Below are 25142 nucleotides of genomic sequence, written 5' to 3'. Positions count from 1 at the left end.
GGAGTTCTCTAATGCAGCAACTCTCATTCGGTTCGATCACTGTTGATCGCGTCAGCGAGATCGACGAAATGTGGGTCGACGGCTCATGGCTCTATCCAAACATGGAGCCCGGGACGATTCGTCGCCATGCGTGTGAACTCGGACCCAGGCTCGTCGAGCCGGAACATGAGAAGCTGTGCATGAGCTTCCACAGCTTCCTCGTGCGCACCGGTGGCAAGAATATCCTGGTCGACACCTGCAACGGCAACCACAAGTACCGCCTGCCCACGATGCCGTGGCAACACATGCTGCAGTCGCATCTCTATCTGGAGAACCTTGCCCGGCTCGGCCTGTGCCCCAAGCAGATCGATGTCGTGATGTGCACCCATTTGCACACAGACCATGTGGGATGGAACACGCGCCTGCTGGACGGGCGCTGGGTACCCACCTTTCCCAACGCGCGCTATGTGATCGCGAAGCAGGAATTCGACCACTACGCGCGGATGCATCGCGAGAGGCCGGACGCTCGCGTCGGACACGGTTCCTTCCAGGACAGCGTTCTTCCCGTCGTGGAAGCGGGCCTTGCCGACTTCGTGGACATGCACCACCTGGTGGACGGCACGCTAGACGAAGGTGTTTGGATGGAGCCCGCATGCGGCCATACGCCCGGCCACGTGACCATTCACGTCAAGGGCGGGGGACAGGAGGCCATCATGAGCGGCGACATCGTGCACCACCCGATCGTGCTCATCGAGCAGGGCCTGACCAACATGGGGGACTTTGATCAGGACATGGCGAGGCAGACCCGCAAGCGATTGCTTGAGCGATGCTCAGGCAGTTCGGCCCTCCTGCTGGCGATGCACGTTCCGTCGCCCACGGCGGGCCGCATAGAGGCCCATGGCGCGCGGTTCAAGTTCAGTTTTTTAGAGTAGCCGGCGCTAGCCGGTCGATGTACCAACGGTTGTCGATCGCCAGCCATCCCTGGCGATTCGGCCCAAACTCAAAGAGGCAATGCAATGTTGAAGAAGCTCGTTCTGTTCGGAATGGCAGCCGCTGCCATCTGTGCGCATGCTCAATCCGATGGCAGCTATCCCAGCCGCCCCATCAAGTTCGTGGTCTCCTCGGTTGCGGGAGGTGGCTCCGATGCCATCGCCCGCTTGCTGGCCGCGAAGATCTCTCCCATCCTGAAGGGTACGGTGATCGTCGAGAACCGCCCTGGTGCTGGCGGCACCATCGCCATGGGCGCGACAGCACGCTCGGCGCCCGACGGCTATACGCTCGTGCTGGGTGGCGTCTCGACCAATGTGCTGATTCCGCTGAGCAATCCCAAGCTGACTTACGACCCGATCAAGGACCTGACGCCCGTCGCGCAGATCGGCCTGGCTTCGATCGTCCTGGTGGCAAAGAACGATTTTCCCGCCAACAATCTCAAAGAACTCGTGGCACTCGCCCGCGCGAAACCTTCCACCCTGCAGTACGCTTCCTTCGGCATCGGCTCGTCGGGACACTACTGCGGAGAGATGCTCAACATCGTCTCCAAGATCGATCTGGGGCACGTGGCCTACCAGTCGGCGCCGCAGATCCTGACCGACATGATGGGTGGCCACATCCAGTTCGGCTTCGTCGATTCGGCCTCCGGCGCTCCAGCGATCAACTCGGGCAAGGTGAAAGCGCTCGCCGCCTGCCCCACCCGTTCGCCCAGCTTCCCGGATCTGCGCAGCTTCGAGGATGACGGCATGACCGTCTCCAGCACCGCCTCGAACGCTTTCCGGTGGGCATTCTACGGCCCGGCCAAGATGCCGCCCGCCATCGTCAACAAGCTGACAGCGGCGATGCGCACTGTCGTGGAAATGCCAGATGTCCAAGCCAAGCTGAGAGAGTTCAGCGTGAACCCGGTGTTCGCGACCGGCGAGGAGTTGGGCAAGCTGGCTCCTGCGGAACTTGCAGCCTGGAAGACCATTGCAGACACAGCCAAGATCAAGATCGAATGACCATGACAGATATCCAAAAAGCCCATTGCCTGATTGGTGGTGAATGGGTAGAGGGCCACGGCGAATTTGATCGGCTCGACCCGTTCACTGGGCGGGCCGTGGCGCGTGTGTCACAGGCCCGGCGCGATCAGGTGGCCAGCGCCGTGGCGTTGGGCCTGGAGGCGGTCGCGCAGGAGCTTGCGGCGCGTGATCTGGCACGCATCTTTGTGCAAGCGCGTGAACTGCTTTCGAATCGGCGATTGGCCTTCCTCGGGGTCATGATTGCCGAGGGCGGCTTCTCCCGCCGGGACATCGAAGGAGAGATCGACAGGGCGCTGGAGACGTTGCGATTCTGCGCCGAAGAGGCTACCCGCCTCGTCGGGCACATCATTCCGCTGCAGGGCAGCCTCGGCCAGGAGGATCGGCTCGCATTCACGATCCGCAAGCCGGTCGGCGTGGTCTGCGCCATCACCCCTTTCAATTCGCCTCTGAACGCGGTGATTCACAAGATCGTGCCTGCTCTCGCAGCCGGCAACGCAGTGGTGCTCAAGCCTTCTCCGCGAACGCCGATGACCGCGGTCCTGCTGTGCCAACTGCTGCTCGATGCCGGGCTGCCTCCGGGCCTGCTGGCACTGCTGCATGGCGACGCCGAACTGGGCACTTGGCTGCTCGAGGAGCAGCGCATCGCCTACTACAGCTTCACCGGCAGCACGCGGGTGGGACGCATCATCCACGCGGGGGCGGGCCTGCGCCGAACGCACCTTGAACTGGGCAGCATCGCCTGCACGGTCGTATGCAAGGACGCGGACCTGGATGTGGCGATACCCAAGATCATAGGAGCATCGTTTCGGCGAGCGGGCCAGTTCTGTACGTCGATCCAAAGGCTATACGTTGCGAAGCCGGTGCTGCAGGATGTGATTGAGCGCGTCGCCGCCGGGGCCGCCGCACTGCGTGTGGGCGATCCGCGCAGCGCCGACACCGACGTCGGTCCTATGATCACAGAGACCGAAGCGCAGCGCGCGGAGAGCTGGGTCGCCGAGGCTCGTACAGGCGGTGCGCAGGTGTTGGCGGGAGGATCCAGACAAGGTGCGGTTCTCACACCCACCGTGCTCGCCGACGTCGCACCTGGAATGAAGGTGATCGATCAGGAGATCTTCGCACCGGTGGTCTCGGCGATCGGATTTGATGATCTGACCGAGACCTTTGCAGCCATCAACTCTCTGCCCTACGGATTGGCGACAGGAATCTTCTCGGCGAGCCTGGACGTGGCCATCCAGGCTGCACATTCGCTGCGTGTCGGGTCGGTGCACATCAACGACCTTGCGAGCTCCCGTACTGACTCCATGCCCTACGGCGGCGTGAAGGAAAGCGGCCATGGCTTCGAGGGCCCGCGTTACGCCATGCTCGAGATGACCGAGGAGCGCGTTGTGACCTTCAGACCCACCCGCTCTTCCCGCTGATCTGGAATACCGTCACATCCTATGCAAGAGTTCGACTATGTAATCGTGGGCGCTGGGACCTCGGCGAGCGTTCTGGCGCGGCGCCTGACCCAGGCCGACCCACAGGTCTCCATTTGCCTGCTGGAGGCCGGCGGTCTTGATCGCCACCCCTATCTCGCGATTCCGGCTGGCTTTGTGAAGACGCTCTACGGAGATCGTTTCACCTGGCCCTTCTCCACCTCCCCAGTTCCAGGCCTTTCGAATCGCCAGCTTTCCATCCCCCAAGGCAGGGTCGTTGGAGGATCGAGTTCGGTCAATGGCCTCGTCTATGTGCGCGGCAAGAGAGCCGACTACGACGATTGGCGCGACAGAGGCAATACGGGCTGGGGATACGACGACCTGCTGCCGTACTTCAAGCGCTCGGAGACCAAGATCGGCGAGGGCGACGAGCGCTACCGGGGCAAGCATGGCGAACTCAAGGTGACGGATGGACCATGGCGCAATCCCCTCTGTGATGCATTCATTGCCGCAGCCCGGGCCAGCGGCATCCCCTTGGCCGGTGACTACAACGGCGAAGCCTATGCAGGCACGGGTTATTTTCAGCGCATCATCTACAAGGGCAGACGCGTCAGCGCATCGAAGGCCTTCCTGGCTCCCGCGCTCGCGACCGGGCGGGTCGAGCTGCGCACACACTGCCTAGCCCAGCGCATAACCTTTGAAGGTCTTCGTGCCACCGGCGTCCTGTATCGCGATCGCGCCGGAGCGGAGCGAACCGTGCGGGCCCGCCGCGAGGTCGTTCTTGCGGCGGGGACTGTCAACAGTCCCAAGCTTCTGCAGCTGTCTGGCATCGGTCCCGGCGAGCTGCTGCGTGATCTGGGCATTCCAGTGCGTCGTGATCTCCCAGGTGTCGGCGAGAATCTTCGCGATCACTTCGGCGCCCGCCTCGTCGCGCGGGCACGCGATGTCGTAACCATCAACCAGCTCGCGAGATGGCCAAGGCTGGGTCTGGAAGGACTGCGATGGCTGGCTGGTCAGCCGAGCATCCTCAGCGTGAGTCCCAGCATTTGCTATGCCGTCGGACCGGTGAACGCCCACAACGACGACCCTAAGGAGATTCGGTTCATCTTCACGCCCGGTAGCTACGTCGAGGGCAAGCTCTATGTGCTTGACAGCTATCCCGGCATGACTTTAGGCGCGGGCCAGCTGCGACCCGCGAGCAAAGGACATGTGCGGATCGTATCTCCCAGCGCCGCGGACGCGCCTGAGATCCAGCCGAACTATCTCGCCGAGGAAGTCGATCAGCAGGCCATCGTCTCAGGTCTGCGCCAGGCGCGCGCGCTAATGCACAGCCCGCAGCTGTCGAGGTACTTCGAGAGCGAGACATTGCCAGGCCCCAGCACGGAGACCGATGCCGAATGGCTCGACTTCGCGCGCCGCAGAGGCAATACCGGCTACCACCTCGTGGGCACCTGTCGCATGGCGCCCGAATCGGACCCTACCGCGGTGGTCGATGCCGATCTGCGAGTGCGAGGCATTGAGGGATTGCGCGTCGTCGATGCTTCCATCATGCCCATGATTCCATCGGCGAACACTTTTGCGGCAACGCTCGCGATCGCCGAAAAGGCCGCAGACATGATCGCAGGGAAGCGCTCCCCGCCCCGTGCCTGAACGCCATGATTCGTGGGAAATCGGCTCGGCTACCTTGAAGAAGGCTTTGACGAGGCGGTCTTTTCGCCTCATCTCCCGTTGCATCGCATTCCAACTGCCTCAAGGAGATCCGCAGCCGTTCCGTGGACTTGCGCGAAAGCCCCAGCCGAAGCCGAAGCCGCTGCATGTTGACAGAAGACGATCGAGCGCGTTGCAGGGTCACTTCGGACAACTCAGCCGGATACGGGTCCCGCGCGCATCCGATTCAATGGACAACGTGCCCTGGAGCCGCCGGGCGCGGGCGTGCATGCTGGGGGATGCCCAGGCCTGCGGTGGCGCCGGGGGCGCCGGCCGCGGACAGGCCGGCGCCATCGTCCGTGACGGCGAGCACGAGACGCGGCTCGCGCATCGATGAGCACGTACACCCGGCCGGCGTGACTCTGCGCCAGCACGGTATCCGCTGATGCCTTGCTCCCTCCCCGCCCGAGGAGGGTTGGGGTGGGGCCGCGAGGCTCCTTCCGAGCTTCTGCCCAGTGGGAGAGGCGCGAATCCAGGAGCCGGCGCCAGCTATCGCAGCGCCTCGGCGCTGAACACCGCAGGCATGACGATCCGCGTGCGTTCGACGTTCCCTCGCTGCAGCAGGCCGGCGCGGCGATCACCGGTGATGAGGTAGTCCGCATCAGCCGCCAGCGCCATGGCCAGCAGGAAAGAGTCGTCTGGGACATCGGCTTCGATGCCGATGGTCAGGCGCTCCAGCACGAGCGCCCGCTGCAGGTTGTTGATCATCGCGCCCACCCTGGCGGGCTGCAGAATGCCTAGAGCGTCGGATAGCGGCGGGCCCGGCGGATTTCTTCGAGCTGCATGTGCGAGGTCGTGACCTCGAAGCATGCGGCGCGCCAGGCGCGGTAGATCGCATAGGGCCACCATTCGGCGAAATCAGCGCGCTGAACAGGATGTTGGTGTCCACCGCCCGCATCAGCGTTTGCGCGCCCGGTGGAGTGCTTCGTCGACCACATCAGCCGCGCCACCTGCGCCTTCAACCGCGCAATCTCCGCCTGCTCGGGCGTGACCGTCAGCGTTGTGGCCTTGCCTTCGGTCGTCACCTCCAACTGGCCCTTCGCATCGGCCCGCACCATGTTCGTCAGGCTCGCCTTGGGCATGCCCAGCGTCGTGGCCACGGCCGACGCAGCACACCCGGCCTTGACCTGCCGCACTGCCTCCTGCTTGAACTCCAGCGTGTACTTCGCTCTCGTTTGCTTCTCGTTCAATTCATGCTTCCCTCCCGGCATTCTCCGGGACGGGCTATGCACTCCAGGGATCGAGGGCAACCTCATTGTCTTAATGTTCAGTTACAAGGGCTAAGGGCCAAGCTGACTAAAACCTCAAAACTGTGACGGAGATTGAGGTTGCTGCCCAGTTTGCTAGTGGCGTAGGTGCGCATGTCACCGCTGCGCCGAAGCTTGCTCGGCGGCGTCATCCAAGACCATGTCGGCCCCCTTCTCGGCAATCATGATGGTCGGAGCGTTTGTGTTGCATGAGGTGATCAACGGCATGATGGCCGCATCCACAACCCGAAGGCGCCGGACGCCGTGAACACGCAGTCGAGAATCGACGACGGCCATTGGGTCGGAGCCCATCTTGCAAGTGCCGGCAGCATGGAACGCACTTGAACCGGTGCTGCGCATGTAGTCAATCAAGTGCTCGTCGGTCGTTACGTGCGGCCCCGGCAACAATTCTTCGATCACACGTGAGGCAATCGGTTCGGTCGCAATGATCTTGCGCAACTGCCGGAACCCAGAAATCGTAGCCTTAACATCCTCCGCAGCGCTAAGGTAGTTCGGCATGATTAGTGGTGCGACCATCGGGTCTGATGAGCGTAGCGCGATCTCCCCACGCGAATCCGGTCTCACGCGGTACAGCGACGCTCCGAACGCGTCGTGGCTGTCGACCTGGAGCTCGCCCGATCCGTTGGGCGCAATGGTTACAGGTCGGAAGCTGACTTGCAGATCGGCGTACTCCATGTCCGGGCTACTACGGATATAGGCACCAGTGGAGGTTGATGGCATGGCGAGGTAACCGCCCTTGGTTAGTACGTAGCGCGCGCCGTGGAGGTACTTGCGCCAAGTGCTGAGCGCACGATTGTAGGAGCTCGCGGGAGCGCAGCTTGCCTTGAAATTGATGGCGAAATGGTCCTGTAGATTCCGGCCCACCCCCGGCAGATGGACGAAAGTCTTTATACCTGAGCGTTGCAATGCATCACCATCACCAATACCGGACAGCATCAGCAGTTGCGGAGACATCACGGCGCCTGCGCACAGGATCACCTCACGTGTCGCAGCGTATCGAATGATCTCATTGTTCTCGATGACTTCAACGCCGCTTGCATCCTGATCGTTGAACACGACGCGGCGGGCATGGACGCCATTGCGCACGGTCAGATTGGATCGGCTTCTAACAGGCGCAATAAAGGCGTCATAGGTGGATTGCCTCACCCCGTTGCGAATGGTGGCTTGCATGAAGCCAACGCCTTCCGGCTCGCCAGTGTTGAAGTCTGCTACCCGTGTGAGACCATTGCGGTGCGCCGCTTCGATAAAGTCAATAGCCGTCGGATGCTTCACCGCAGGGCCACTGACTCCCATCAGTCCGTCGGTGCCGTGAAATGGACCTGCGCCTTGATCATTATTCTCCGACCGCTTGAAATACGGCAGTACTTCCTCCCAACTCCAGCCGGAGTTGCCTAGGGCGGCCCATTGGTCGTAATCGCGTCGATTGCCTCGCACGTAGACCATTCCGTTGATGGCGCTGCTCCCGCCAAGACCTTTGCCGCGAGGCCAGTAGATCTTGCGTTGGTTCAACCCCAGAACTGGCTCCGAAAAGTAACGGTAGTTATAGCGCTCAGATGAGAACAGCGGGCCCATGCCCGCAGGGGTCTTCACCCAGAATTCATTGGTTTGAGGCCCCGATTCAAGGAGGAGCACCCGGTATTCAGGATGGTCGGACAGCCGACGAGCCAATACGCAGCCTGCGGAGCCCGCTCCAACAATCACATAGTCATAGGTTTCGGCGAAGGCGTTCGTCATGCGTCGTAGCCCGTGATGGTTTTGCTCTCCAGATACTCTTCTATACCCCAGCGACCGTATTCACGGCCGTTACCGGATTGCTTCCACCCACCAAATGGAACATTGTTTTGGAAGGGCGGAAAATTGATATGTACGGTGCCGGCATGTAAAAGACGAGAAATCTCTCGTGCTTTTTCCAGGCTGGCGGACTGCACATAAGCGGCCAAACCGTATTCCGTTGAGTTCGCAATCGCCACGGCATCAGCCACGGAGTCGTAGGGAATAATGACTAAGACGGGACCGAAGATTTCTTCTTTTGCTACCTTCATATTTTCCGAAACATCGGATACGACTGTCGGGCGAACAAAGAATCCGACGTTCAATCCCTCTGGGCGCCCTTGCCCCCCTGTCAAAACATTAGCGCCCTCCTCAATTGCGGATCCAATATAGCTTTGAATTGAGTCGTATTGGCGCTTGGAGATCACTGGGCCGTGCGTAGCTCCTGGCACATCAGGACCGCCGACTTTGAAGGTTTCTACAAAACTCTTTGCTCGCGCTTCTACTTCTGATAGCAAGCTTCTGGGGACCAATAGGCGTGTAGGTGCACTACATGATTGGCCGCTGTTTCGAAAAGCCGCAGAAATGCTCTTTTCAATTGCCGTATCCAGGTCCGCATCTTCAAGGATAATGCTTGCAGATTTGCCACCCAACTCTTGATGCACTCTCTTTACAGTGGCTGCAGCGGCCTTCGCAACGCGGACTCCAGCTGCAGTCGATCCTGTAATAGAAACCATACGTACATCAGGGTGACTCGTTAGATGCTCACCAACCTCTTCTCCCAAGCCAAATATAAGATTAAAAACACCCGCGGGGACACCCGCCGTGACGGCGATTTCAGCGACTGCTGTGGCAGTGAACGGCGTTAACTCACTTGGTTTCAACACACTGCAGCAACCTGCGGCAAGTGCAGCGGCAACCTTAGAAATTACCAAGCCCAATGGAAAGTTCCATGGGGTAATGAGCGCACTGACGCCTATCGGCTCCCTGACAACGCACGCAGAGCCAACAGCGGTCTGAAACTCCAAAATACGTAAAGCCGAAATTGTGCTATGAAGGTGCGCCTTGCCAATATTGACCTGAAATTCTCTCGCAAATTTCGCTGTGCATCCGAGTTCGTCCACGACGATATCTACAAGTCTGCCCTCATTCTTCTCATATTCTGCAAAGAACGCCGCGAGAATACTGAGTCGATCTTCCCTGGTCGTAAGCGAGAACGCATGCTGAGCCTTCACGGCAGCTGCCACTGCGTGGTCAACGTCAATGCCACTCCCCAGTGCGACATTACCGTAAACCTCTTCAGTCACAGGACTAATGACAGCTAGTAGATTGGGTTCAACAGGGTCCACCCATTGGCCATTGATTAAAAACTTCAGCGCCTGACGCATAATTTTCCTTGACTTCTAGGCTGTGTGGTGCTGCATCGATATGAAGATGCAGCTTGCTTTTAGGGAATCGATTCCGAATTGGGCGAACTTGATCATTTGTTTGCTTGCCGGCGCTCAGAGCACTGTCGCCGCCGGAATGGTCGAACTGCGTGGCATGACCAGGACCATGAGCAAGGCCGACAGCAAGATGCAGCCCGAAAGGACATAGAGGCTGGGCACGAAGCTGCCCGTCGCGGTGCGTACCAGACCCACCATGGCGGGCGCCACCATGCCAGCAGAGGCGCCCATCGTGGTAATGATGGCGATGCCGGTCGCGGCCCTGCGGCCTTGCAGGAACACACCCGGGATCGACCACAGCAGCGCATAGGCCGAAGAGATGCCGATTGCACTCACAGACAGACAGACCAATGCGCCGGCCGGGTTATTCATGAAGAAGGTGGTCCCGCACAAGCCCCCTGCACCCAGCACAGCAGTGATCGCAAAGTGCCAACGGCGTTCCTGCAGACGGTCCGAACGGCGGCTGACCATCAGGCTGGCGACCACGCCCAGCGCGGCAGGGATCGTGGAGAAGAAGCCGATCTGCATCACCGTCAGCCCCATGCTCTTGAGCATGGTGGGCTGCCAGAAGGCCATGGCGAACACACCCAAGGTAATCAGAAAGGACATCAGGCCCACCAGCCAGACCCGCGGGTCTCGGAAAGCGCTCACGGATTCGGTATTGCCGCGCTCGCCGTCAGTTCGCGTGCTCTGGGAGGCCGCGATCAATTGCGCGAGGCGCGTCTTCTCCCGCTCAGAGAGCCACCGCGCATCGGCAGGCTTGTTGTCAAGGTAGAAGAAGACCCAGATGCCGACCAGCACCGTCGGCACCCCTTCGATGATGAATAACCACTGCCAGCCATGCAGGCCGAACCAGCCATCCATGTAGGTCATGCTCAGAGCAGCGAGAGGACCCGCCACGATGGGCGCCGCCGCAAAGGCCATGAAGAACAGCGCCGCCACCTGCGCGCGGCGCTGCGCCGGGAACCAGAGCGTGAGGAAGAACAGAACACCGGGCCCAAAGCCCGCTTCGAATACGCCCACCAGGAAGCGCAGCACATAGAAGCTCGTGGGGGATGTCACGAACACCATGGCCGTGGAGGCCAAACCCCACAGCACCATGATGCGCATCAGCGTAGCCCGCATACCGATGCGCGCCAGCATCATGTTGCTGGGCACCTCAAAGAGCGCAAAACCCACGAAGAAGATGCTGGCGCCGATGCCGAAGACGGCATCGGTGAAGCCGAGCAGCTCCTTCATCTGCAGGTTGGCATAGCCGATGTTCGTGCGATCTAGGTAGTTCAGCACGTAGCAGATGAACAGCACGGGAATGATCCGCCACGCCACCTTACGGAACAGCGCGCTGTCTCCTGCGTCGGTCGCCGGTTCGGTGCGAAAGCCTGTACTGGCACCCACGTAAGTTGAGTTCACGAAGTTGTCTCCTTGGAATTCTTGAGGCGGGGTACATCCGCTGCAGCTGCCGCGTACTGCGCGGGCCGTTCCGGCTCTTCGTCGCGGAAGATGGCCGGCATCCATCCCCTGCCAGTGACCAGCCGCTCTGCTTCGCTGGCGATGTCGGCCTTCTTGAGCTTCGCCAGCCGGTTGACGTGATCCGGCGCGAACTGCCCCACGGCATCCAAGATTCGGCGACCGCCCAGGCGGCGAGCAAGCCTGCCTCGAATGGGGGGAGTGCGCGAGAAGGAGCCTCTGCGGTGGCGAGAACGTCAGTGGTGGACATGGCAATCGGTCAATTGCAAGGTGCTCAGCGCTACATCGGCGTGCCGGCGTTGAAGCGAGTGCGCAGCGCGTCCCATTCGTCGGCGCCGAAACGGCGGAAGATGGTCGCGACGTTGGCGTTCACGGCGGGCGCGATGTGCGTTCGGTTGAGTTCGGCGAGTGCGGCATCACCGGCTTCGATGGCGGCCTTGAGCATCAAGCCCGGCAGGATCGCGAGCCGATAGCCCATGGCGTCGGCCTCGCGCAAGTCGAAGATCGGCGTACGGCCGCCCGGCACGACGTTCAGCAGGCAGGGCCCGCCGATGAGCCGCGGCACGGCGGCGACTTCTTCTAGCGTCTGCGTTGCCTCGATAAAGACCAGGTCGGCACCGGCCTCCAGCGCGTCGCGGCCGCGCGCGATGGCTTCGTCGAAGCCGAGCATCGCGCGTGCGTCGGTGCGGGCGATGACGAGAAACTCGCGACTGCGCCTTGCCTCGACGGCCGCCCGGATCTTCGAGGCGAACTCGGTGCGCGACACGACCTCCTTGCCCTCAAGGTGACCGCAACGCTTTGGCGCGACCTGGTCCTCGATGTGGATCGCGGACACGCCCCTCGCTTCGTATTCGCGCACCGTGCGCGTCACGTTGAGTTCGTTGCCGTAGCCGGTGTCGGCGTCGGCGATCAACGGGATGCCGATGCTGCGCGCCATCACGGCCGCGTTTTCCACCATTTCGCTCATAGTGAGGAGACCGAAGTCGGGGTAGCCGCGGGCGGCCGAAGCGCCGGCGCCGGTCATGTACACGGCTTCGAATCCGGCTTGCTCGATCAGGCGCGCGCCAATGCCGTCGTAGGCGCCGGGAGCGATGACGAGACCGGGGCGTGCCAGACGTTCGTGCAGGGAGATAAGGGGAGCGGTCATGGAGCGGTGCGTGGTGAAGTGAATCAGGGGGTTCGCTCGGCCTGAATACCGAGCTTGCGTGTCAGTTCGCCGTATTCGACGAGTTCGCGTTGGAAGCGCTGGGCAAATGCTTCCGGCGCTTCGCCGCCCGGCTCGGCGCCGAGTTCGGCGAGCCGGGCCTGGATTGCAGGCTTGGCAAGCACTGTCGCCACGTCGGCGTGGATGGCAGCGGCGGTCGCTGCCGGGAGGCGTCCGGGTCCGAACAGCCCGTACCAGCTTCTGGAATCGAGACCGGTTACGCCCTGCTCACTGAAGGTGGGAACGTTCGGCAACAACTCGCTGCGTCGGGCCGCGGCGATGCCCAGGACCTTCATGCGGCCATCCTTCATCATGGGCAGCACCGAAGTGATGCTCCCGAACCCTGTATCGACGAGGTTGCCCATGATGTCGCCGAGCCACTGCTGTGCGCCCTTGTAGGGTATGTTGACCAGCTTGATCTGCGCCTCGTCGGCAAGGCGCTCGCCATAGAGGCGCGTGCTCGGTTCCGAACTGGCGAAGGTGTACACGCCGGGTTCCTTCTTCGCCAGCGCCACAAACGAGCGGATGTCGGTTGCCTTCAGGCCCGGCGATCCAACCATGACCACCACCGGCTTGGCCAGCACCGTGATCGGGGTGAAGTCGGTCTTGGTGTTGTAAGGCAGCTTGCCGAGCACATAGGGATTGATGGCGATGGAGGCCACCGACAGCAACAGCGTGTGCCCGTCCGGGGCGGCCTTGGCGACGAAGCCCGCACCGATGGTGCCGCTCGCCCCAGTACGGTTTTCGACCAGCACGGGCTGACCCCACATCTCGCCGAGTTCCTTGGCAAAGAGCCGGCCCACCACGTCGGTGCCGCCACCCGCGGTGTAAGGAACGATCAGCGTTACCGGCTTGGTGGGATGAAAGTTCGCGCCCGCCGCCGGCGACGTGGTTGCCGCCAAAGCCAGCGACATCGCGGCAAGAATATGTTTCATGTCTCGTTCTGTATTTGGTATGTCGGCATTACAACATGCACTGATCCAGGGATGCAAGTCCTTGGTACGCTCACGGCCTTCCAACCGATCCAACGACATGGCTTCACCTCTGCAAAAGGCGAGCGGCACTCTGCTGCACCGGCAACTCTTCGTGGTGCTGAAACAGCAAATCGTGCGCGGCGAGATCCGCGACCAGGAGCGCCTGCCGACGCAGGAGGAGCTCTGCGCGCAGTACGACGTGTCGCGCATCACGGTGCGCCGCGCGCTGGCCGACCTGCAGGCCGAAGGCCTCATCCGCAACGAGCAGGGAGTCGGGGCTTTCGTCACGGCGCCGCGCATGGCACCGAACAAGGCGCCCTCTCTGAGCTTCGTGGCGGGTCTGCGCAGAGTCGTGGAAGAAACCGATGTGCGCGTGCTCGGCGTCGAGTTGTCGCGCTGCCCGCACTACATCGCGAATGCGCTGAGCATCGGCGACGAGGACGAAGCGCTGCACGTGGTGCGCATCCGCCTTCGCAACGATGTACCAGTGATGCTGCTGGACGCCTGGCTGCCGAAGCGTTTCGAAAGCGTCGTCACGGTCCGCGCGCTGAGCAAGCAGCCGCTGTTCAACCTGATCGCCGGCAGCGGCAAGGACGTGGGCCGTGTGATCCAGGAAGTGAACGCGGAAATTGCAGGCCCGACGACGGCGTCAGCATTGAAGATCGAGCTCAACTCGCCCGTGCTTCGGATCGACCGGCTGATGCACGACCGAAAGCAGTTGCCAGTGGAGTACCTCACCGTTCGGTCCTCGCCGCTGCACAGCCGGCTCGTGATGGAAATATCAGGAAACGATGTCAACACTCTGAGCGCTGGTTATCTTGTCCACGACCTGTGAGCCAAAACAGTCAGCACGATGGAGCGATTTCCACGGAGAGAGCCAGACATCGGAGTCGGCTGAACAAGAACCGCTTTTAGAACCTGACATTCACTGTCGCGGACGAGCGTGGAGGCCGCGCGTCTGAAACTCTTGGTCGATCAACGCAAAGACCCTCGCGAAGAATGTGCAGCACAGACGGCGGCGTTGCAGGCCAGACGCGATGCATCAGAACGCGCTCAGTTGGCCTTTGGTCAAGCTTGGGATGATTGTGTCGAAGTGGGCTGCTGCCGGTTTCGTGGACACCGACCTAAGCTTCTTGAGCTTTCTCGAACTGTATCGGGCTGACGTAGCCGAGCGTCGAATGTCGACGTGTTGGGTTGTAGAACCGCTCGATGTAGTCGAACACGTCCGCGCGAGCTTGCGCCCTGGTCCTGTACACCTTGCGGGCCGTGCGCTCGGTCTTCAATGAACTGAAGAAGCTCTCCATGGCCGAGTTGTCCCAGACCTCGCCGGCGCGGCTCATGCTGCAGGTGATGCCTTGTTCCTTGAGTAGCTCCTGGAAGTGCTCGCTCGTGTATTGACTTCCTTGGTCCGAGTGATGCAGCAGCGCTACCGGCTTGCCGCGGCGCCACACGCCCATCATCAAGGCATCAGCAACGAGCTGCGAGGTCATGCTGTCCTGCATCGACCAGCCCCACGACGCGACGCGAGTACAAGTCCAGCACCGCTGCCGCGTACAGCCAACCCTCGGCCGTCCAGATATAGGTGAAGTCGGCCACCCACTTTTGGTTGGGCGCATCGGCCTGGAACTGGCGGTCGAGCACGTTGTCAGCGACGGCACTGCGCGCGCCTCGGTCTTTGGGCAAACCTCTGCGCCTGGGCCTGGCACGCAGCGCCTGCTCGCGCATGAGCCGCTCGACGCGATGCAGGCCGCATTCATGCCCCACCGCCAGTACGTCATGCCACACACGCCGCGCGCCGTACGTGCGGTCACTGCCCAGGAAGCTTTGGCGCACCTGTACACCGAGCACTTCGTCTTCAAGGCTGCGGTGACTGCGTGGCCTCGTCAGCCACGCATAGAAGCCGCTTCGCGAGACACCGAACGTCTCGCACATCATCGATACCGGCCAGCTCCCTCGGTGCTTCACCATGAAGCCGAACTTCACATCGACTCCTTGGCGAAGTAGGCCGCCGCTTTTTTCAGCAGGTCGCGCTCCATCCGCAGCTTCGCGTTCTCCTTCTTCAGCCGCTCAATCTCGGCCTGCTCGGGCTTCATCACGCCTTGGCCGGGGAACGCCTGCTGCGGGTCGGCGGTCGCCTCGCGTATCCACTTGCGCAGCACGTTCTCGTGCACATCGAGGTCGCGTGCAGCCTGCGCCACCGCAACACCTCGCTCCTTCACCAGCTTGACTGCTTCAAGCTTGAACTCTCGGCTGAATTGCCTTCTCGTTCCCATGAACCACCTCCGGTTTCATCTTCCACCTTAACAAGGTGTCCTTGAAACCGGCAGCAGCCCAACACATGGTTGTGCGAACGGATGCATTCAGGGCGACGCACCTTTGTTTAGGGCGTCAGATGATTCAATCGATGCCCGCTTAGGTCACCGAAGCAGTCGTACTAGCTTGGCCCCTGAGTGGCAGTTCCTGGCCGACTGCCGAGATCCAGGCACGACCATCGAATGACAGCTCCGCGGCGCGCGGTTCCAAGGGTGCAAATTCGGAGACGGAGCGCGTCTACATGCTGCACAAAGCAACGAGGCATCAAACGCCCTGCCCTCGCGCCCTACGAATAGGGCTCGATAAGCGCGCGTTATCGACCCCAGTGGGGGTCGACGGAGCAGTCTGGCCCACTGGCGCACGGGGAGCGAGCCCTGTACGAGTCCAGAGCTGCGCGTGGTCCCGAACAGCGCCGGACGTTGTGGCGACATGTTCAGTGCATCGCCGGAGATCGCCCTGAAGGTAAGCGCACAGTAGCGCAGTGCTACTGCGCAGTTGAGGCGAAAGGCATCTCTCTTCGGCAGCACCGAAAAGGGAAGCTCCGGCCATGGCGCGAGCGCTCACTAGGAGTGACAAAAACTGCTGGGAATTCGCGAACTGACGACAGGCGAAGCCGAAGCACTTGCTCGCTGCGCGCGATATGACCGCGAATCGACGACAAGAATTGCAGGAATCCGCGTCACGCTATCTCAGCCCTACATCCGCTCCATGTACCGTTCGAAGGCCCGCTGCGCCGCCTCGACGGCCTCCACCGGCCCCCGCAACGTCACTTCGGCCTCGCCCGCCGGCAGCGCCAGGTCCAGCACCGCCTTGCGGATCGCATAGATGCGCTGAAGGATGAGGCCGTACTCGGCTGCCAGCAGCTTGGGCCGATCGCCTTCGATGAACAGCCGCCGCGCGATCTCCAGCGTGCGCGGATCGAATCGCCGTTGCCTGGCGATCCGCTGCAGCTCGGCCTCGTCAACGCTCGCAGTCATGGGAAGGCAGCGACATGAAGAGACTCATGAACCCCAGGTAGCACCAGTAGAGCACCAGCGCACCGACCGAAAACGCCAGCATGCCCCAGCGCGGGAAACGCGGATCGCCGATCAGGAACCCGAAGATCATCGTCAACAGGAAGCCCAGGAACGCCAACGGCACCAGCACCGCTCGGATCACGGGCTCGCCCAGCACCAGGATCGCGCAGATCGCGCATCGGAGCACCTGCCAGGCCGCAAGGACGGCCCACCCCAGGGCTCTGCCCGCCAAGCCGGCAGGGCTGCCCACGAACCCAGAGCCTTGCGGCCTCGCCGCTCGTCCAGTCTGCAGATCCGTCATGTCGTTTCCTCCGTGGCCCAGCATACGAGCCTCAGCGCGGCCAGCGGCACGGCGCGGCGCGAGCCATCCCCGAACCGGACCTCGCCGACATCGCCATCGCGCGCTTTGATCCGAAGCGATCCCCGGCGCCCTTCATGTTCCACGACCAGCACGGTGCGCCCGCCACTGACGGTCTGCGCGCTGTGCACCGAACTCCCTTGCCTCGCCTCGGCGCCCTGTGCCCGCGCGAGCAGGGCATCCACATTCGCCCGGCTCACCACATCCGGACCCTGCACGACGACCCGAACGACTTCCGGCGCCTCTCGGCCCGCCGAGACCAGCCGATAGAGCGTGCGCACGTCCTCGCCGACCCGGCCCTCTCGCACGGCCTGGCGCAAATCCTCCGAGGCACCCATCAAGGCCGCCGCCTCGGTGATGAACGAACGCGGCTTGGCCAGCCGGCGCGCGATCTCCGCGCGCGTGATCCCTTCGCGCTCGCGCGCCGCGATGAACTGCGCCAGGTCGAGAGCCGACATGTCTTCGCGATGCAGGTTCTCGGCCGCCTGCGCGAACGGATCGATCCGCTCGTCGATGAAGACCGGCACTGTCTTCAAGCCTGCGCGCCGCGCCGCGCGGATCCGCCGCTCCCCGCGGTTGACGATGTAGCGGCCCGGCGCGCCAGCGTTCGACCGCACCGACACCGGCTCCAGCACGCCGTGCAACCGGATCGACGCGCTCAGCTCTTCAATGCTCTCCTCGCGAAAGCTGCGCCGTGGCTGCGCCGGATCGAAGTCGATCAGGTCCAGTTCGACGTGCACCGCCGCTGCCGGCGCCGACACGCCCTCACCCGCCGCGAGCAGATCCGAGGGCCGGAACTGCGCCAGCGCACTCAAGTCCAAGGCATCCCGATCGCTCATACGGCAACCTCCCGCGAAACGACCTGCTGCGACAACTCGATGCGCGACTGCAATAGCATGAAGGTCTGCTTGAGCTCCGCGCTGGCCTCGCGCGCCGAACTCCGAGCCAATTCCCACACCGCCTTGCCTTCGGCCAGCGCCTCGGGAATCGCGGATCGGGTCGAGATGCGCGCCGGCACCACGAAATCCGGATAGCGCGAAGCCAGCTGCTGTATCGCCGCCTTCTGGCGCACGGAGTGCGCGTTGAAGCGGTTCAGGATGATGCCGGCCAGCTCCAGCGTCGGGTTGTAGCGCTGGCGAATGCCGAAGATCGTCTTGAGCATGTCGGTGACGCCGTCGATGCTGTACTCCTCCAGCTCGATGGGGCACACCACGCGCGTGGCCGCAATCAACGCCGCGCTCATGCGCAGGCCCAGCGCCGGCGGAGTGTCGATCACCACCGTGTCGAAATGCTGCGCCAGTTGTGCGACGCTCCTGCGGAATGCCGGCACGACCGTCTCGGGCTTCGACAGCTCGACGTCCGCGAGCTTCTTCGAGGCGGCGATCAGCGCGATGGGGCGCTGCGCGGCCGTCGCGCGCATCGGCGCCATGGTCGTCGCCGCGCCCGCGAACAGATCCACCGCCAGCGCGCCGGCATCGAAGCCGCGCAGCGTCTTGGACGCATTGCCCTGCGTGTCCAGGTCGATCACGCACACCGACTGGCGATGCACGTCGGAAAGCCAGAACGCATAGAGCACCGACAGCGTGGACTTGCCGACGCCGCCCTTTTGATTACCAAAGACGACCACATGCCCCATCACCGCACCTCGCTGCGTCGCACGCCGACCATGCGCCTTGCCGGGCCACCCATGAAACTCCGGCACCCATGGCGCTACGAGACGTAAAGCTCATTACCGAATTCTCAATGTGGGTTGCGAGCCTCACGGCACTGACGTTCCGCTGCCTCGCGCCAACTCCCCAGAGAAATCACGCAGTTAGCGTAGTCCGTTCAATTTTCATTGTCTATAGGCTCTATAGTTAACTATAGGAATTTGATTGCGACGATTTGTTGACAGGCGCGGGCGGCCTGGCAGACAGTGCGCCCATGCGAGTCGGGAGTGGTCATCTGCGAGCATCTGGGGAGCCGGCATGGCTCCGTGCATCGTTGCGATACGTCACGCTGCTGGGATGGCTCGCGTGCACGTGTGCAGCGCTGGCGGAGCCCGCAGCCGCTGCGCACACCATCGCTGCCGCCGAACAGGCGGCGCGCGACAGCGATCGCGTGGAGATCCTGCGCCAGGAACTCAGGAAGTCCGAGGCGTTGCTCGAGACCCTGGCTCGCCGCAAGGTCGAGCGCCTGACGGCCTCGGATTCCTCCGGGGTCACCGAGGCCGAGGAGCAGCACGCCCGCACCCTCGTCGACATCGCCAGCCTCAAGCGCGAGTTGGCAAGCGCCATGCGCACGGCCACGCCAACAACTGCGCAGCCCCCGCCCTGGGCTGCAGGCAAGCCGGCTACTGAGCGATCGCGCGCGCCAAGAGCATCGGCCGCGCCGCCCTGGTGGGACGTCTACGGCAAGGGCCGCCGCGCCGAATCCGCCACACCGATTTCGCTGGCTCCGCCCTCCGGGGCGATCCCGCCAACTGTTTCAGCCCGCTGACTGGAGTAGCGCCATGCACAACGCCGTGACTGCTCATACTTTCGTTCACAATATTGCATCACCCCACCTCTGCACGCTTGCCCATGACCTCTGCGGTACGGCCCAAGCCCAAGACGACGGCGAAGACGCCGACCAAGGCCGCCCCTACATCCCGGACCGCGGCTGCACCATCGCCGCCCGGCCGCGCCTTGCCCGCGGGTACCGTGACCCAGCTCGAACTGGTCGAACTGCTGCACAAGGGTTCTCTCATCGAGATCATCATTGCGGAAGTGGAGCCCGCCCGCTATCAGATCCACCTGGTGGTCATTTGGCACTTCGGGCGCAGCGTCCTGGCCGGCTCCTCCGGCCAGCCGCGCACCTTCCGCAGCCTGGACACGCTGCGGCTGCATCTCAAGACCCTGGGCATCGGCAGCACGCTGGTGCGCCTCGAGCTGCTAGCGTAGATCCCCGCGGCGCGGCCGGCCTCCAGGGCCGGGCGGGCCGCCTGTGGCTCGTCTGCCTGGTCGCGCTGGGCATGCTGGCGCCGGAACTGGCCCTGGCCGGAAGCCCCTTTGCCACGGGCGCCAACGCCACCCAGCAGCAGCTCACCTCGATCCTGACGCCAATCGCCGCCGTGGCCGTCATGGTCTCCGGTGCCATGGCCTGGTTCGGGCGCCTGAGTTGGTGGTGGATGGTGGCGGTGGTGATCGGCACCGTGCTGGTCTTCGGCGGTCCGCAGATCGTCTCCTGGATCCGGGGCCTCTTCGGGGTCTGAAGGAGCGCGCCGTGCACCGCAACCCGGGCATCGTGGCGGACACGCTCTTCGTCGGGATGACGCGCCCGTCCATGGTCTGGGGCGTCACCTACTCGGCCATGATGTTCAACATCGTGGTCACGACCGAGTCCTTCATCGTGACGAAGAACCTCGCTTGGCTGCTGGCCTTCGTGCCGATCCATGGCGTGCTTTACCTGGTGTGCCTGTACGAGCCGAGGTTCTTCGACCTGGTGCAGTTGTGGGGCCGCACGCGCCTGCCGGCCCTGCTCGGCGGCAACCTGCGCTTCTGGCGGGCCAACTCGTACAGCCCGCTGGCCATCGACATGCCGGATGTCTCGGGCCGGCGGCGCGCGCGCGCCGTGCCCACCGTGCTGTGAGGCAAGGAGATGCAGTTGCTCTCGCGCGCCGAGGCCACCCTGCGCCGGGAAGTGAGCGCCGCGGACATGATCCCGCTGGTCGCCCACATGGACGAGCACGTGGCCCGCACCCGTGCGGGCGACTATGTCCAGACGCTGCGCCTGGCCGGCGCGAGCTTCGAGAGCGCGGATGACGAGGACCTCAACAGCTGGCACGAGCGCCTGAACGTCCTGCTGCGCAACATCGCCTCGCCCAACTTGGCCATCTGGGCCCATGTCGTGCGCCGGCGCGAGACCGGCTACCCGGTCGGGCGCACCGTCCCGGGCTTCGCCCGCGAAGTCGAGCAGCGTTATCGCCAGAAAATGGCCGGCGAGCGGCTGATGGTCAACGAGCTGTACCTGTCCGCGGTCTACCGGCCACAGCCCACCCGCATCGGCCATGCAGCTTTGCGCCTGCTCAAGCGCACCGACTCCGAAGGCGCCCGCACCGAGCTGCGCGACTCGCTGGACGCCTGCACCAAGCTGCGCCAGGAGTTGCTGGCCTCGCTGGAGCGCTACGACCCCGAGGCGTTGGGCGTCTACCGGATCGAGGGCGTCGATGTGCTCTTCTCCGCGCTGGTGGAGTTCCATGGCCTCCTGATCAACGGCGAGTGGCAGCGCATGCCCTTGCCGCGCTCGCCCTTGAACGAGGTCCTGGCCACGACCCGGCCCTTCTTCGGCAACGAGGCCATGGAGTACCGCACCGGCACGCAGACGCGCATCGGCGCCTTCCTCGGCATCAAGGAGTACCCCACGCCCACGGCGCCGGGGATGTTCGGCGCCCTGCTGACGGCGCCCTTCCCCTTCGTCCTGACCCAGAGCTTCACCTTCCTGGCCAAGGGCACCGCCACCGACATGATGAGCCGCCAGCACAACCGGATGGCCGCCGCCGGCGACCTGGCGGTGTCGCAGGCCGAGGAGCTCAAGGACGCGCTGGACGACCTGATGAGCAACCGTTTCGTGGTGGGCGATCATCATTTCACGCTGCACGTACTGGCCGACACCTATGACGGGGTGAGCGAAGCCGAGGGCCTGCCGCGCCTCAAACAGCTCAACGACAACGTCGCTCGGGCCCGCTACCTGCTGGGCGACACCGGGATGGTGGTGGCGCGCGAGGACCTGGCGCTGGAGGCGGCCTTCTGGGCGCAGTTGCCTGGCAACTTCGGCTACCGCACCCGCAAGGCGCCGATCACCAGCCGCAACTTCGCGGCCATGTCGACCTTCCACAACTTCCCGACCGGGCGCGCCAAAGGCAACTACTGGGGCGACGCGCTCACCATGCTCATGACGCGGTCCGGCTCGCCCTACTTTTTCTCGCTGCACGCGAGCGACCCGCGCAGCCCGGACGGCGGCAGCCGCCGGGACGTGGGCCACATCTCGGGCGTCGGGCCGGTGGGCACCGGCAAGACGACCTTCCTGGGCTTTTGCATGATCGCGATCTGCAACCGGCTGGATGCCACCCAGGTCATCTTCGACAAGGATGAGGGGCTGCACATCCTCGTGCGGGCGCTGGGCGGCCAGTACCTGCCCCTGAAGAACGGCGCGCCGACCGGCTGCAATCCCCTGCAGTTGGATGCCGGCATCACCGACAACGTCGAATTCATGCGGCACTGGCTGCGCCGGCTGGTGATGCGCTCGCCCACCGACGTGCTGACGGTGCAGCAGGAGGAAGACCTCGACCAGGCCCTGCGCGGCACGCTCAAGCTCGAGCCGTCCTTCCGGCGCCTGTCCCGGCTCATCGCCTTCCTGGATGTGACGGACCCGGAAGGCATGCATGCACGCCTGCGCAAATGGTGCGCCAGCGAACAGGGCGACTACGCCTGGGTCTTCGACAACGACGCCGATGCGGTGGCGCCGCTGCTGGCCCAGCACAGCCTGGTCGGCTTCGATGTGACCGACTTCCTCGACAACGACGTCGTCCGGGCGCCTCTGACCATGTACCTCTTCCACCTGGTCAACCGCATGGTCGACGGTCGGCCGCTGGTGTGCTGGATGGACGAGTTCGCCAGGCTGCTGAGCGATCCGGCCTTTGCGCGCTTCGCCAAGAATGGCCTGGAGACCTGGCGCAAGAAGAATGCAAACCTGGCCACCTTCACCCAGAGCACGAGCCACGTGCTGGATTCCAGCATCGCGCGGGCCATCATCGAGCAGACGCCGACCAAGATTCTTTTTCCGAACCCGGAAGCGGACTACTGCGAGTACACCGAGGGCTTCAACCTCACGGACCGCGAGTTCGCGCTCATCAAGCAGGAGCTGGAACCTGGCTCGCGCCAGTTCCTGATCAAGCAGAACCACGTGAGCGTGGTTGCGCAACTCGACCTCAAGGGCTTCGACGACTTGCTGCACGTGATATCGGGGCGAACCAGCAACGTGCGGCTCATGCGCGAATGCATGGCCCGGCACGGGCCGCACCCGGATCAGTGGCTCGGGCCCTTCCGCGCCGCCCTGTCGGGCCAGTCCGCTCGCCCCCCTTCAAACCAGGAGATCTCCCATGCGTAGGCACCTTCTTGCGTTCTTCCTCGCCGCGTCGGCGCTGCTGACGCCCCTGCACGCCCGCGCCGGAATTCCGGTAATCGACTTCGCCGCGGTCGCCAACCTGATCCAGCAGATCATGTACTGGCAGCAGCAGATCTCCGCGATGCAAAAGCAGTTCGACCAATTGCAGGCCTCGAAGGAGCAGTTGCAGCAAACCTACGGCGCGATGACTGGCAACCGGGGTATGGATCAGCTGTTGTCGACCTCGGATGCGCAGCGCAACTACCTTCCGCAGAACTACAACGACCTGACGAGCTTGGTCAATGGCTCCTCGACAGGGTATTCGGGCCTCTCAAGCCAGGTGCAGTCCATCATGAACGCGAACAAGATCCTCACCAGTTCGCAGATGGATGCGCTCAGCCCCGAGATGCGCCAGACCGTGGAACAGGGGCGGCAGGCCGCGGCCCTGCTCAACGGCATGACTCGAAGCGCTTACCAGAACACCAGCCAGCGCTTCTCCGCGCTGCAGCAGCTGATCGACGCCATCGGCCGCACGAACGATCCCAAGGCCATTCTGGAACTCCAGGCCCGGATTCAGGCCGAGCAGAACATGCTCACGAACGAACAGACCAAGCTGCAGAGCCTCTATCAGGTAGCCCAGTCCGAAGAACTCATGCGCAGGCAGCGCATCCGAGAACAATCAGCGTCGGATATTGGCACGGTGAAGTCACTTCCGGCGATCAACTACTAGACGTGAAACGTAGTGGAACGCCCATGTCGAAAACCTCGTGGATTGTTCTCGTTATCGCCATCGCAGCCGCAACCGGCGGCGGGGCCTACTACGTTGTCCAGCAGCGGACGTTGGAAGAGCCAGCGCAAGTGGCACCGGCAACGCCTACCGCGCCCGTTGAGCCACAGAAGGCTCCACCTGAGGATCTGACGAAGAAGAAGCTCGATGGCATTGGAAGCACTCGCAACCTGAAGCCCGTGCAGATTCCTCAAGGTCCTGCCAAATAGGGGCAATCATGGGCTTCTTCGCTCAGTTCTTTTCATGGCTCGATGGGCAACTGGCCAACTACGTCAGCTCCCACACCACTCAGGTCGCCTCTGCGATCGAGCCGGCCGCAGTCACGCTCGCAACCGTCTACGTCATGATCTGGGGCTACCTCAGCATGACAGGCCGAATCCAGGAGCCAATCTGGGAAGGCGTAAAGCGCATCCTCACGGTCGCAGTCATTCTCGGGGTAGGTCTGCGGCTGTGGACATACAACGAGATCATCACCGATACCTTCTACAAGGCACCTGAGCAGCTCGCCAGGTCCATCGTGGGAGCCTCTACGGTCGTCGGCGTGATCGACCAGGTCTGGCAGGACGGCGCCTCCGTCGCCGAACAGTTGCTCAAGAAGGGCAGTATCCTGGACAGCGATTTCGCGTTCTATGCCGCCGGATTCCTTGTCTACATCCTCGTGGGCTTGTCGGTGGTGGTGACCGCCTTCCTGCTCGGCCTTTCCAAGGTCGCCCTCGCCATCCTGCTGGCGCTCGGTCCGATCTTCATCGTCCTGCTCTTCTTCGAGGCAACCAGGCGCTTTTTCGAGGCATGGACGGCGCAGCTTGCGAACTACGCTTTGATCAGCGTGCTCACTATGCTGACTGCATCGCTCCTCCTCAATATCGTCAAGGCCTATGCGGCCAATGCTGCGGCTGCGGGCGCCAGCATCACCATCGCCGAGAGCGTACGCGTCTGCATAGCCTCAGCGCTCGTCTTCTTGGTGATGCGACAGGTGATGCCGATCGCCGCTGGATTGGCCAGTGGCGTCGCGCTCAGCACCTATAGCGTGGTCAGCGGCATGCTGCGCTGGGGTCTCGGCGGCGCCAAGCGCTCCAGCTACGAGTTCGGCCGTGGCGTCATCGACGGCATGCGCCGCGAGCCGGGCAGCCGCTGGGACTCCTTCCGCCGCTTAACTGGCAACCGTGTCGGCGCAGGGGTGGCCTCAATCGCCGGCATCGGAGCTTCGCCGCGTCGCGGTGGCACCGTGATCCCCAGGGAGCAGGTCATGCCGAACCTCGTGCATCGCCGATAAGCCAGGAGTCCTTTCGTGAAGTCCTGCCTGT

Annotated in this window: 23 protein-coding genes and 3 pseudogenes; 13 read left to right on the top strand and 13 right to left on the bottom strand. The window is 63.1% G+C overall.

The window, feature by feature from the left end; all coding sequences use genetic code 11:
• Positions 1-11 precede the first annotated feature (11 nt).
• The 4 genes from ACIPRI_RS20165 to ACIPRI_RS20150 all read left to right on the top strand — a co-directional run bounded on the left by ACIPRI_RS20165 (position 12) and on the right by ACIPRI_RS20150 (position 5056).
• Positions 12-911, top strand: coding sequence for an MBL fold metallo-hydrolase (locus ACIPRI_RS20165; RefSeq protein WP_446623250.1), 900 nt, complete (start codon positions 12-14; stop codon positions 909-911).
• A gap of 84 nt (positions 912-995) precedes the next feature.
• Positions 996-1970, top strand: coding sequence for a Bug family tripartite tricarboxylate transporter substrate binding protein (locus ACIPRI_RS20160; protein WP_446623249.1), 975 nt, complete (start codon positions 996-998; stop codon positions 1968-1970).
• 2 nt (positions 1971-1972) lie between these two features.
• Positions 1973-3409, top strand: a complete 1437-nt coding sequence (locus tag ACIPRI_RS20155) for an aldehyde dehydrogenase family protein (RefSeq protein ID WP_446623248.1) — start codon at positions 1973-1975, stop codon at positions 3407-3409.
• Positions 3410-3430: 21 nt separating this feature from the next.
• On the top strand, positions 3431-5056 hold the full coding sequence (locus tag ACIPRI_RS20150) for a GMC family oxidoreductase (RefSeq protein WP_446623247.1): 1626 nt from the start codon (positions 3431-3433) through the stop codon (positions 5054-5056).
• 546 nt (positions 5057-5602) lie between these two features.
• On the opposite strand, the gene ACIPRI_RS20145 is transcribed toward ACIPRI_RS20150, so the two are convergent.
• From ACIPRI_RS20145 to ACIPRI_RS20110, 8 genes and pseudogenes are all read right to left on the bottom strand, one after another.
• Positions 5603-5821 carry a hypothetical protein gene (locus ACIPRI_RS20145; protein ID WP_446623246.1) on the bottom strand — a complete coding sequence of 73 codons (219 nt, stop codon included), beginning with the start codon at positions 5819-5821 and terminating at the stop codon, positions 5603-5605.
• 230 nt (positions 5822-6051) lie between these two features.
• Positions 6052-6303: pseudogene (locus ACIPRI_RS20140) on the bottom strand (transposase); the annotation flags it as partial.
• A 174-nt stretch (positions 6304-6477) separates the two neighbouring features.
• The gene (locus tag ACIPRI_RS20135) at positions 6478-8115 is read right to left on the bottom strand and encodes a GMC family oxidoreductase (RefSeq protein ID WP_446623245.1); all 1638 of its coding nucleotides are present in this window, start codon (positions 8113-8115) and stop codon (positions 6478-6480) included.
• Positions 8112-9539, bottom strand: a complete 1428-nt coding sequence (locus ACIPRI_RS20130; RefSeq protein WP_446623244.1) for an aldehyde dehydrogenase family protein — start codon at positions 9537-9539, stop codon at positions 8112-8114. Before ACIPRI_RS20130 ends, ACIPRI_RS20135 begins: the two co-directional genes overlap by 4 nt.
• 114 nt (positions 9540-9653) lie before the next feature.
• On the bottom strand, positions 9654-11006 hold the full coding sequence (locus tag ACIPRI_RS20125; protein WP_446623243.1) for an MFS transporter: 1353 nt from the start codon (positions 11004-11006) through the stop codon (positions 9654-9656).
• Positions 11003-11218, bottom strand: a pseudogene (locus ACIPRI_RS20120) (hypothetical protein); the annotation flags it as partial. The pseudogene ACIPRI_RS20120 and the gene ACIPRI_RS20125, both read right to left, overlap by 4 nt.
• Before the next feature lie 125 nt (positions 11219-11343).
• Positions 11344-12210, bottom strand: a complete 867-nt coding sequence (locus tag ACIPRI_RS20115; protein ID WP_446623242.1) for an isocitrate lyase/PEP mutase family protein — start codon at positions 12208-12210, stop codon at positions 11344-11346.
• Between the two features lie 23 nt (positions 12211-12233).
• The gene (locus ACIPRI_RS20110) at positions 12234-13202 is read right to left on the bottom strand and encodes a Bug family tripartite tricarboxylate transporter substrate binding protein (protein WP_446623241.1); all 969 of its coding nucleotides are present in this window, start codon (positions 13200-13202) and stop codon (positions 12234-12236) included.
• Between ACIPRI_RS20110 and ACIPRI_RS20105 the strand changes: the two genes are divergently transcribed.
• On the top strand, positions 13201-14076 hold the full coding sequence (locus tag ACIPRI_RS20105; RefSeq protein ID WP_446623240.1) for a GntR family transcriptional regulator: 876 nt from the start codon (positions 13201-13203) through the stop codon (positions 14074-14076). The genes ACIPRI_RS20110 and ACIPRI_RS20105 overlap by 2 nt on opposite strands.
• Before the next feature lie 289 nt (positions 14077-14365).
• On the opposite strand, the pseudogene ACIPRI_RS20100 reads toward ACIPRI_RS20105, so the two are convergent.
• The 5 genes and pseudogenes from ACIPRI_RS20100 to ACIPRI_RS20080 form a co-directional block, all read right to left on the bottom strand.
• A pseudogene (locus ACIPRI_RS20100) lies at positions 14366-15514 on the bottom strand (IS3 family transposase).
• 735 nt (positions 15515-16249) lie between these two features.
• The gene (locus ACIPRI_RS20095; protein ID WP_446623239.1) at positions 16250-16531 is read right to left on the bottom strand and encodes a hypothetical protein; all 282 of its coding nucleotides are present in this window, start codon (positions 16529-16531) and stop codon (positions 16250-16252) included.
• The gene (locus ACIPRI_RS20090) at positions 16515-16871 is read right to left on the bottom strand and encodes a hypothetical protein (protein ID WP_446623238.1); all 357 of its coding nucleotides are present in this window, start codon (positions 16869-16871) and stop codon (positions 16515-16517) included. The genes ACIPRI_RS20095 and ACIPRI_RS20090 overlap by 17 nt, the downstream gene beginning before the upstream one ends.
• Positions 16868-17767 carry a ParB/RepB/Spo0J family partition protein gene (locus ACIPRI_RS20085; RefSeq protein WP_446623237.1) on the bottom strand — a complete coding sequence of 300 codons (900 nt, stop codon included), beginning with the start codon at positions 17765-17767 and terminating at the stop codon, positions 16868-16870. The genes ACIPRI_RS20090 and ACIPRI_RS20085 overlap by 4 nt, the downstream gene beginning before the upstream one ends.
• The gene (locus tag ACIPRI_RS20080) at positions 17764-18564 is read right to left on the bottom strand and encodes a ParA family protein (RefSeq protein WP_446623236.1); all 801 of its coding nucleotides are present in this window, start codon (positions 18562-18564) and stop codon (positions 17764-17766) included. The genes ACIPRI_RS20085 and ACIPRI_RS20080 overlap by 4 nt, the downstream gene beginning before the upstream one ends.
• A 347-nt stretch (positions 18565-18911) precedes the next feature.
• Here ACIPRI_RS20080 and ACIPRI_RS20075 point away from each other — a divergent pair, with 347 nt between their 5' ends.
• From ACIPRI_RS20075 to ACIPRI_RS20040, 8 genes are all read left to right on the top strand, one after another.
• Positions 18912-19406 carry a hypothetical protein gene (locus ACIPRI_RS20075; RefSeq protein ID WP_446623235.1) on the top strand — a complete coding sequence of 165 codons (495 nt, stop codon included), beginning with the start codon at positions 18912-18914 and terminating at the stop codon, positions 19404-19406.
• A gap of 83 nt (positions 19407-19489) precedes the next feature.
• Positions 19490-19849, top strand: coding sequence for a hypothetical protein (locus ACIPRI_RS20070; RefSeq protein WP_446623234.1), 360 nt, complete (start codon positions 19490-19492; stop codon positions 19847-19849).
• Between the two features lie 41 nt (positions 19850-19890).
• Positions 19891-20160: a TrbC/VirB2 family protein gene (locus ACIPRI_RS20065; RefSeq protein WP_446623335.1), complete on the top strand. Its 270-nt coding sequence runs from the start codon at positions 19891-19893 to the stop codon at positions 20158-20160.
• A gap of 11 nt (positions 20161-20171) precedes the next feature.
• Positions 20172-20537 carry a type IV secretion system protein VirB3 gene (locus ACIPRI_RS20060; protein WP_446623233.1) on the top strand — a complete coding sequence of 122 codons (366 nt, stop codon included), beginning with the start codon at positions 20172-20174 and terminating at the stop codon, positions 20535-20537.
• A gap of 9 nt (positions 20538-20546) precedes the next feature.
• Positions 20547-23054, top strand: a complete 2508-nt coding sequence (locus ACIPRI_RS20055) for a VirB4 family type IV secretion/conjugal transfer ATPase (protein ID WP_446623232.1) — start codon at positions 20547-20549, stop codon at positions 23052-23054.
• On the top strand, positions 23047-23781 hold the full coding sequence (gene virB5, locus ACIPRI_RS20050; RefSeq protein ID WP_446623231.1) for a P-type DNA transfer protein VirB5: 735 nt from the start codon (positions 23047-23049) through the stop codon (positions 23779-23781). The genes ACIPRI_RS20055 and virB5 overlap by 8 nt, the downstream gene beginning before the upstream one ends.
• A gap of 23 nt (positions 23782-23804) precedes the next feature.
• Positions 23805-24047 carry a hypothetical protein gene (locus ACIPRI_RS20045; RefSeq protein ID WP_446623230.1) on the top strand — a complete coding sequence of 81 codons (243 nt, stop codon included), beginning with the start codon at positions 23805-23807 and terminating at the stop codon, positions 24045-24047.
• Between the two features lie 8 nt (positions 24048-24055).
• The gene (locus ACIPRI_RS20040) at positions 24056-25111 is read left to right on the top strand and encodes a type IV secretion system protein (RefSeq protein ID WP_446623229.1); all 1056 of its coding nucleotides are present in this window, start codon (positions 24056-24058) and stop codon (positions 25109-25111) included.
• The last annotated feature ends 31 nt before the right edge of the window (positions 25112-25142 follow it).

It is taken from the genome of Variovorax sp. LARHSF232, assembly GCF_052871435.1.
This window is presented reverse-complemented; position numbering and strand designations above follow the sequence as displayed.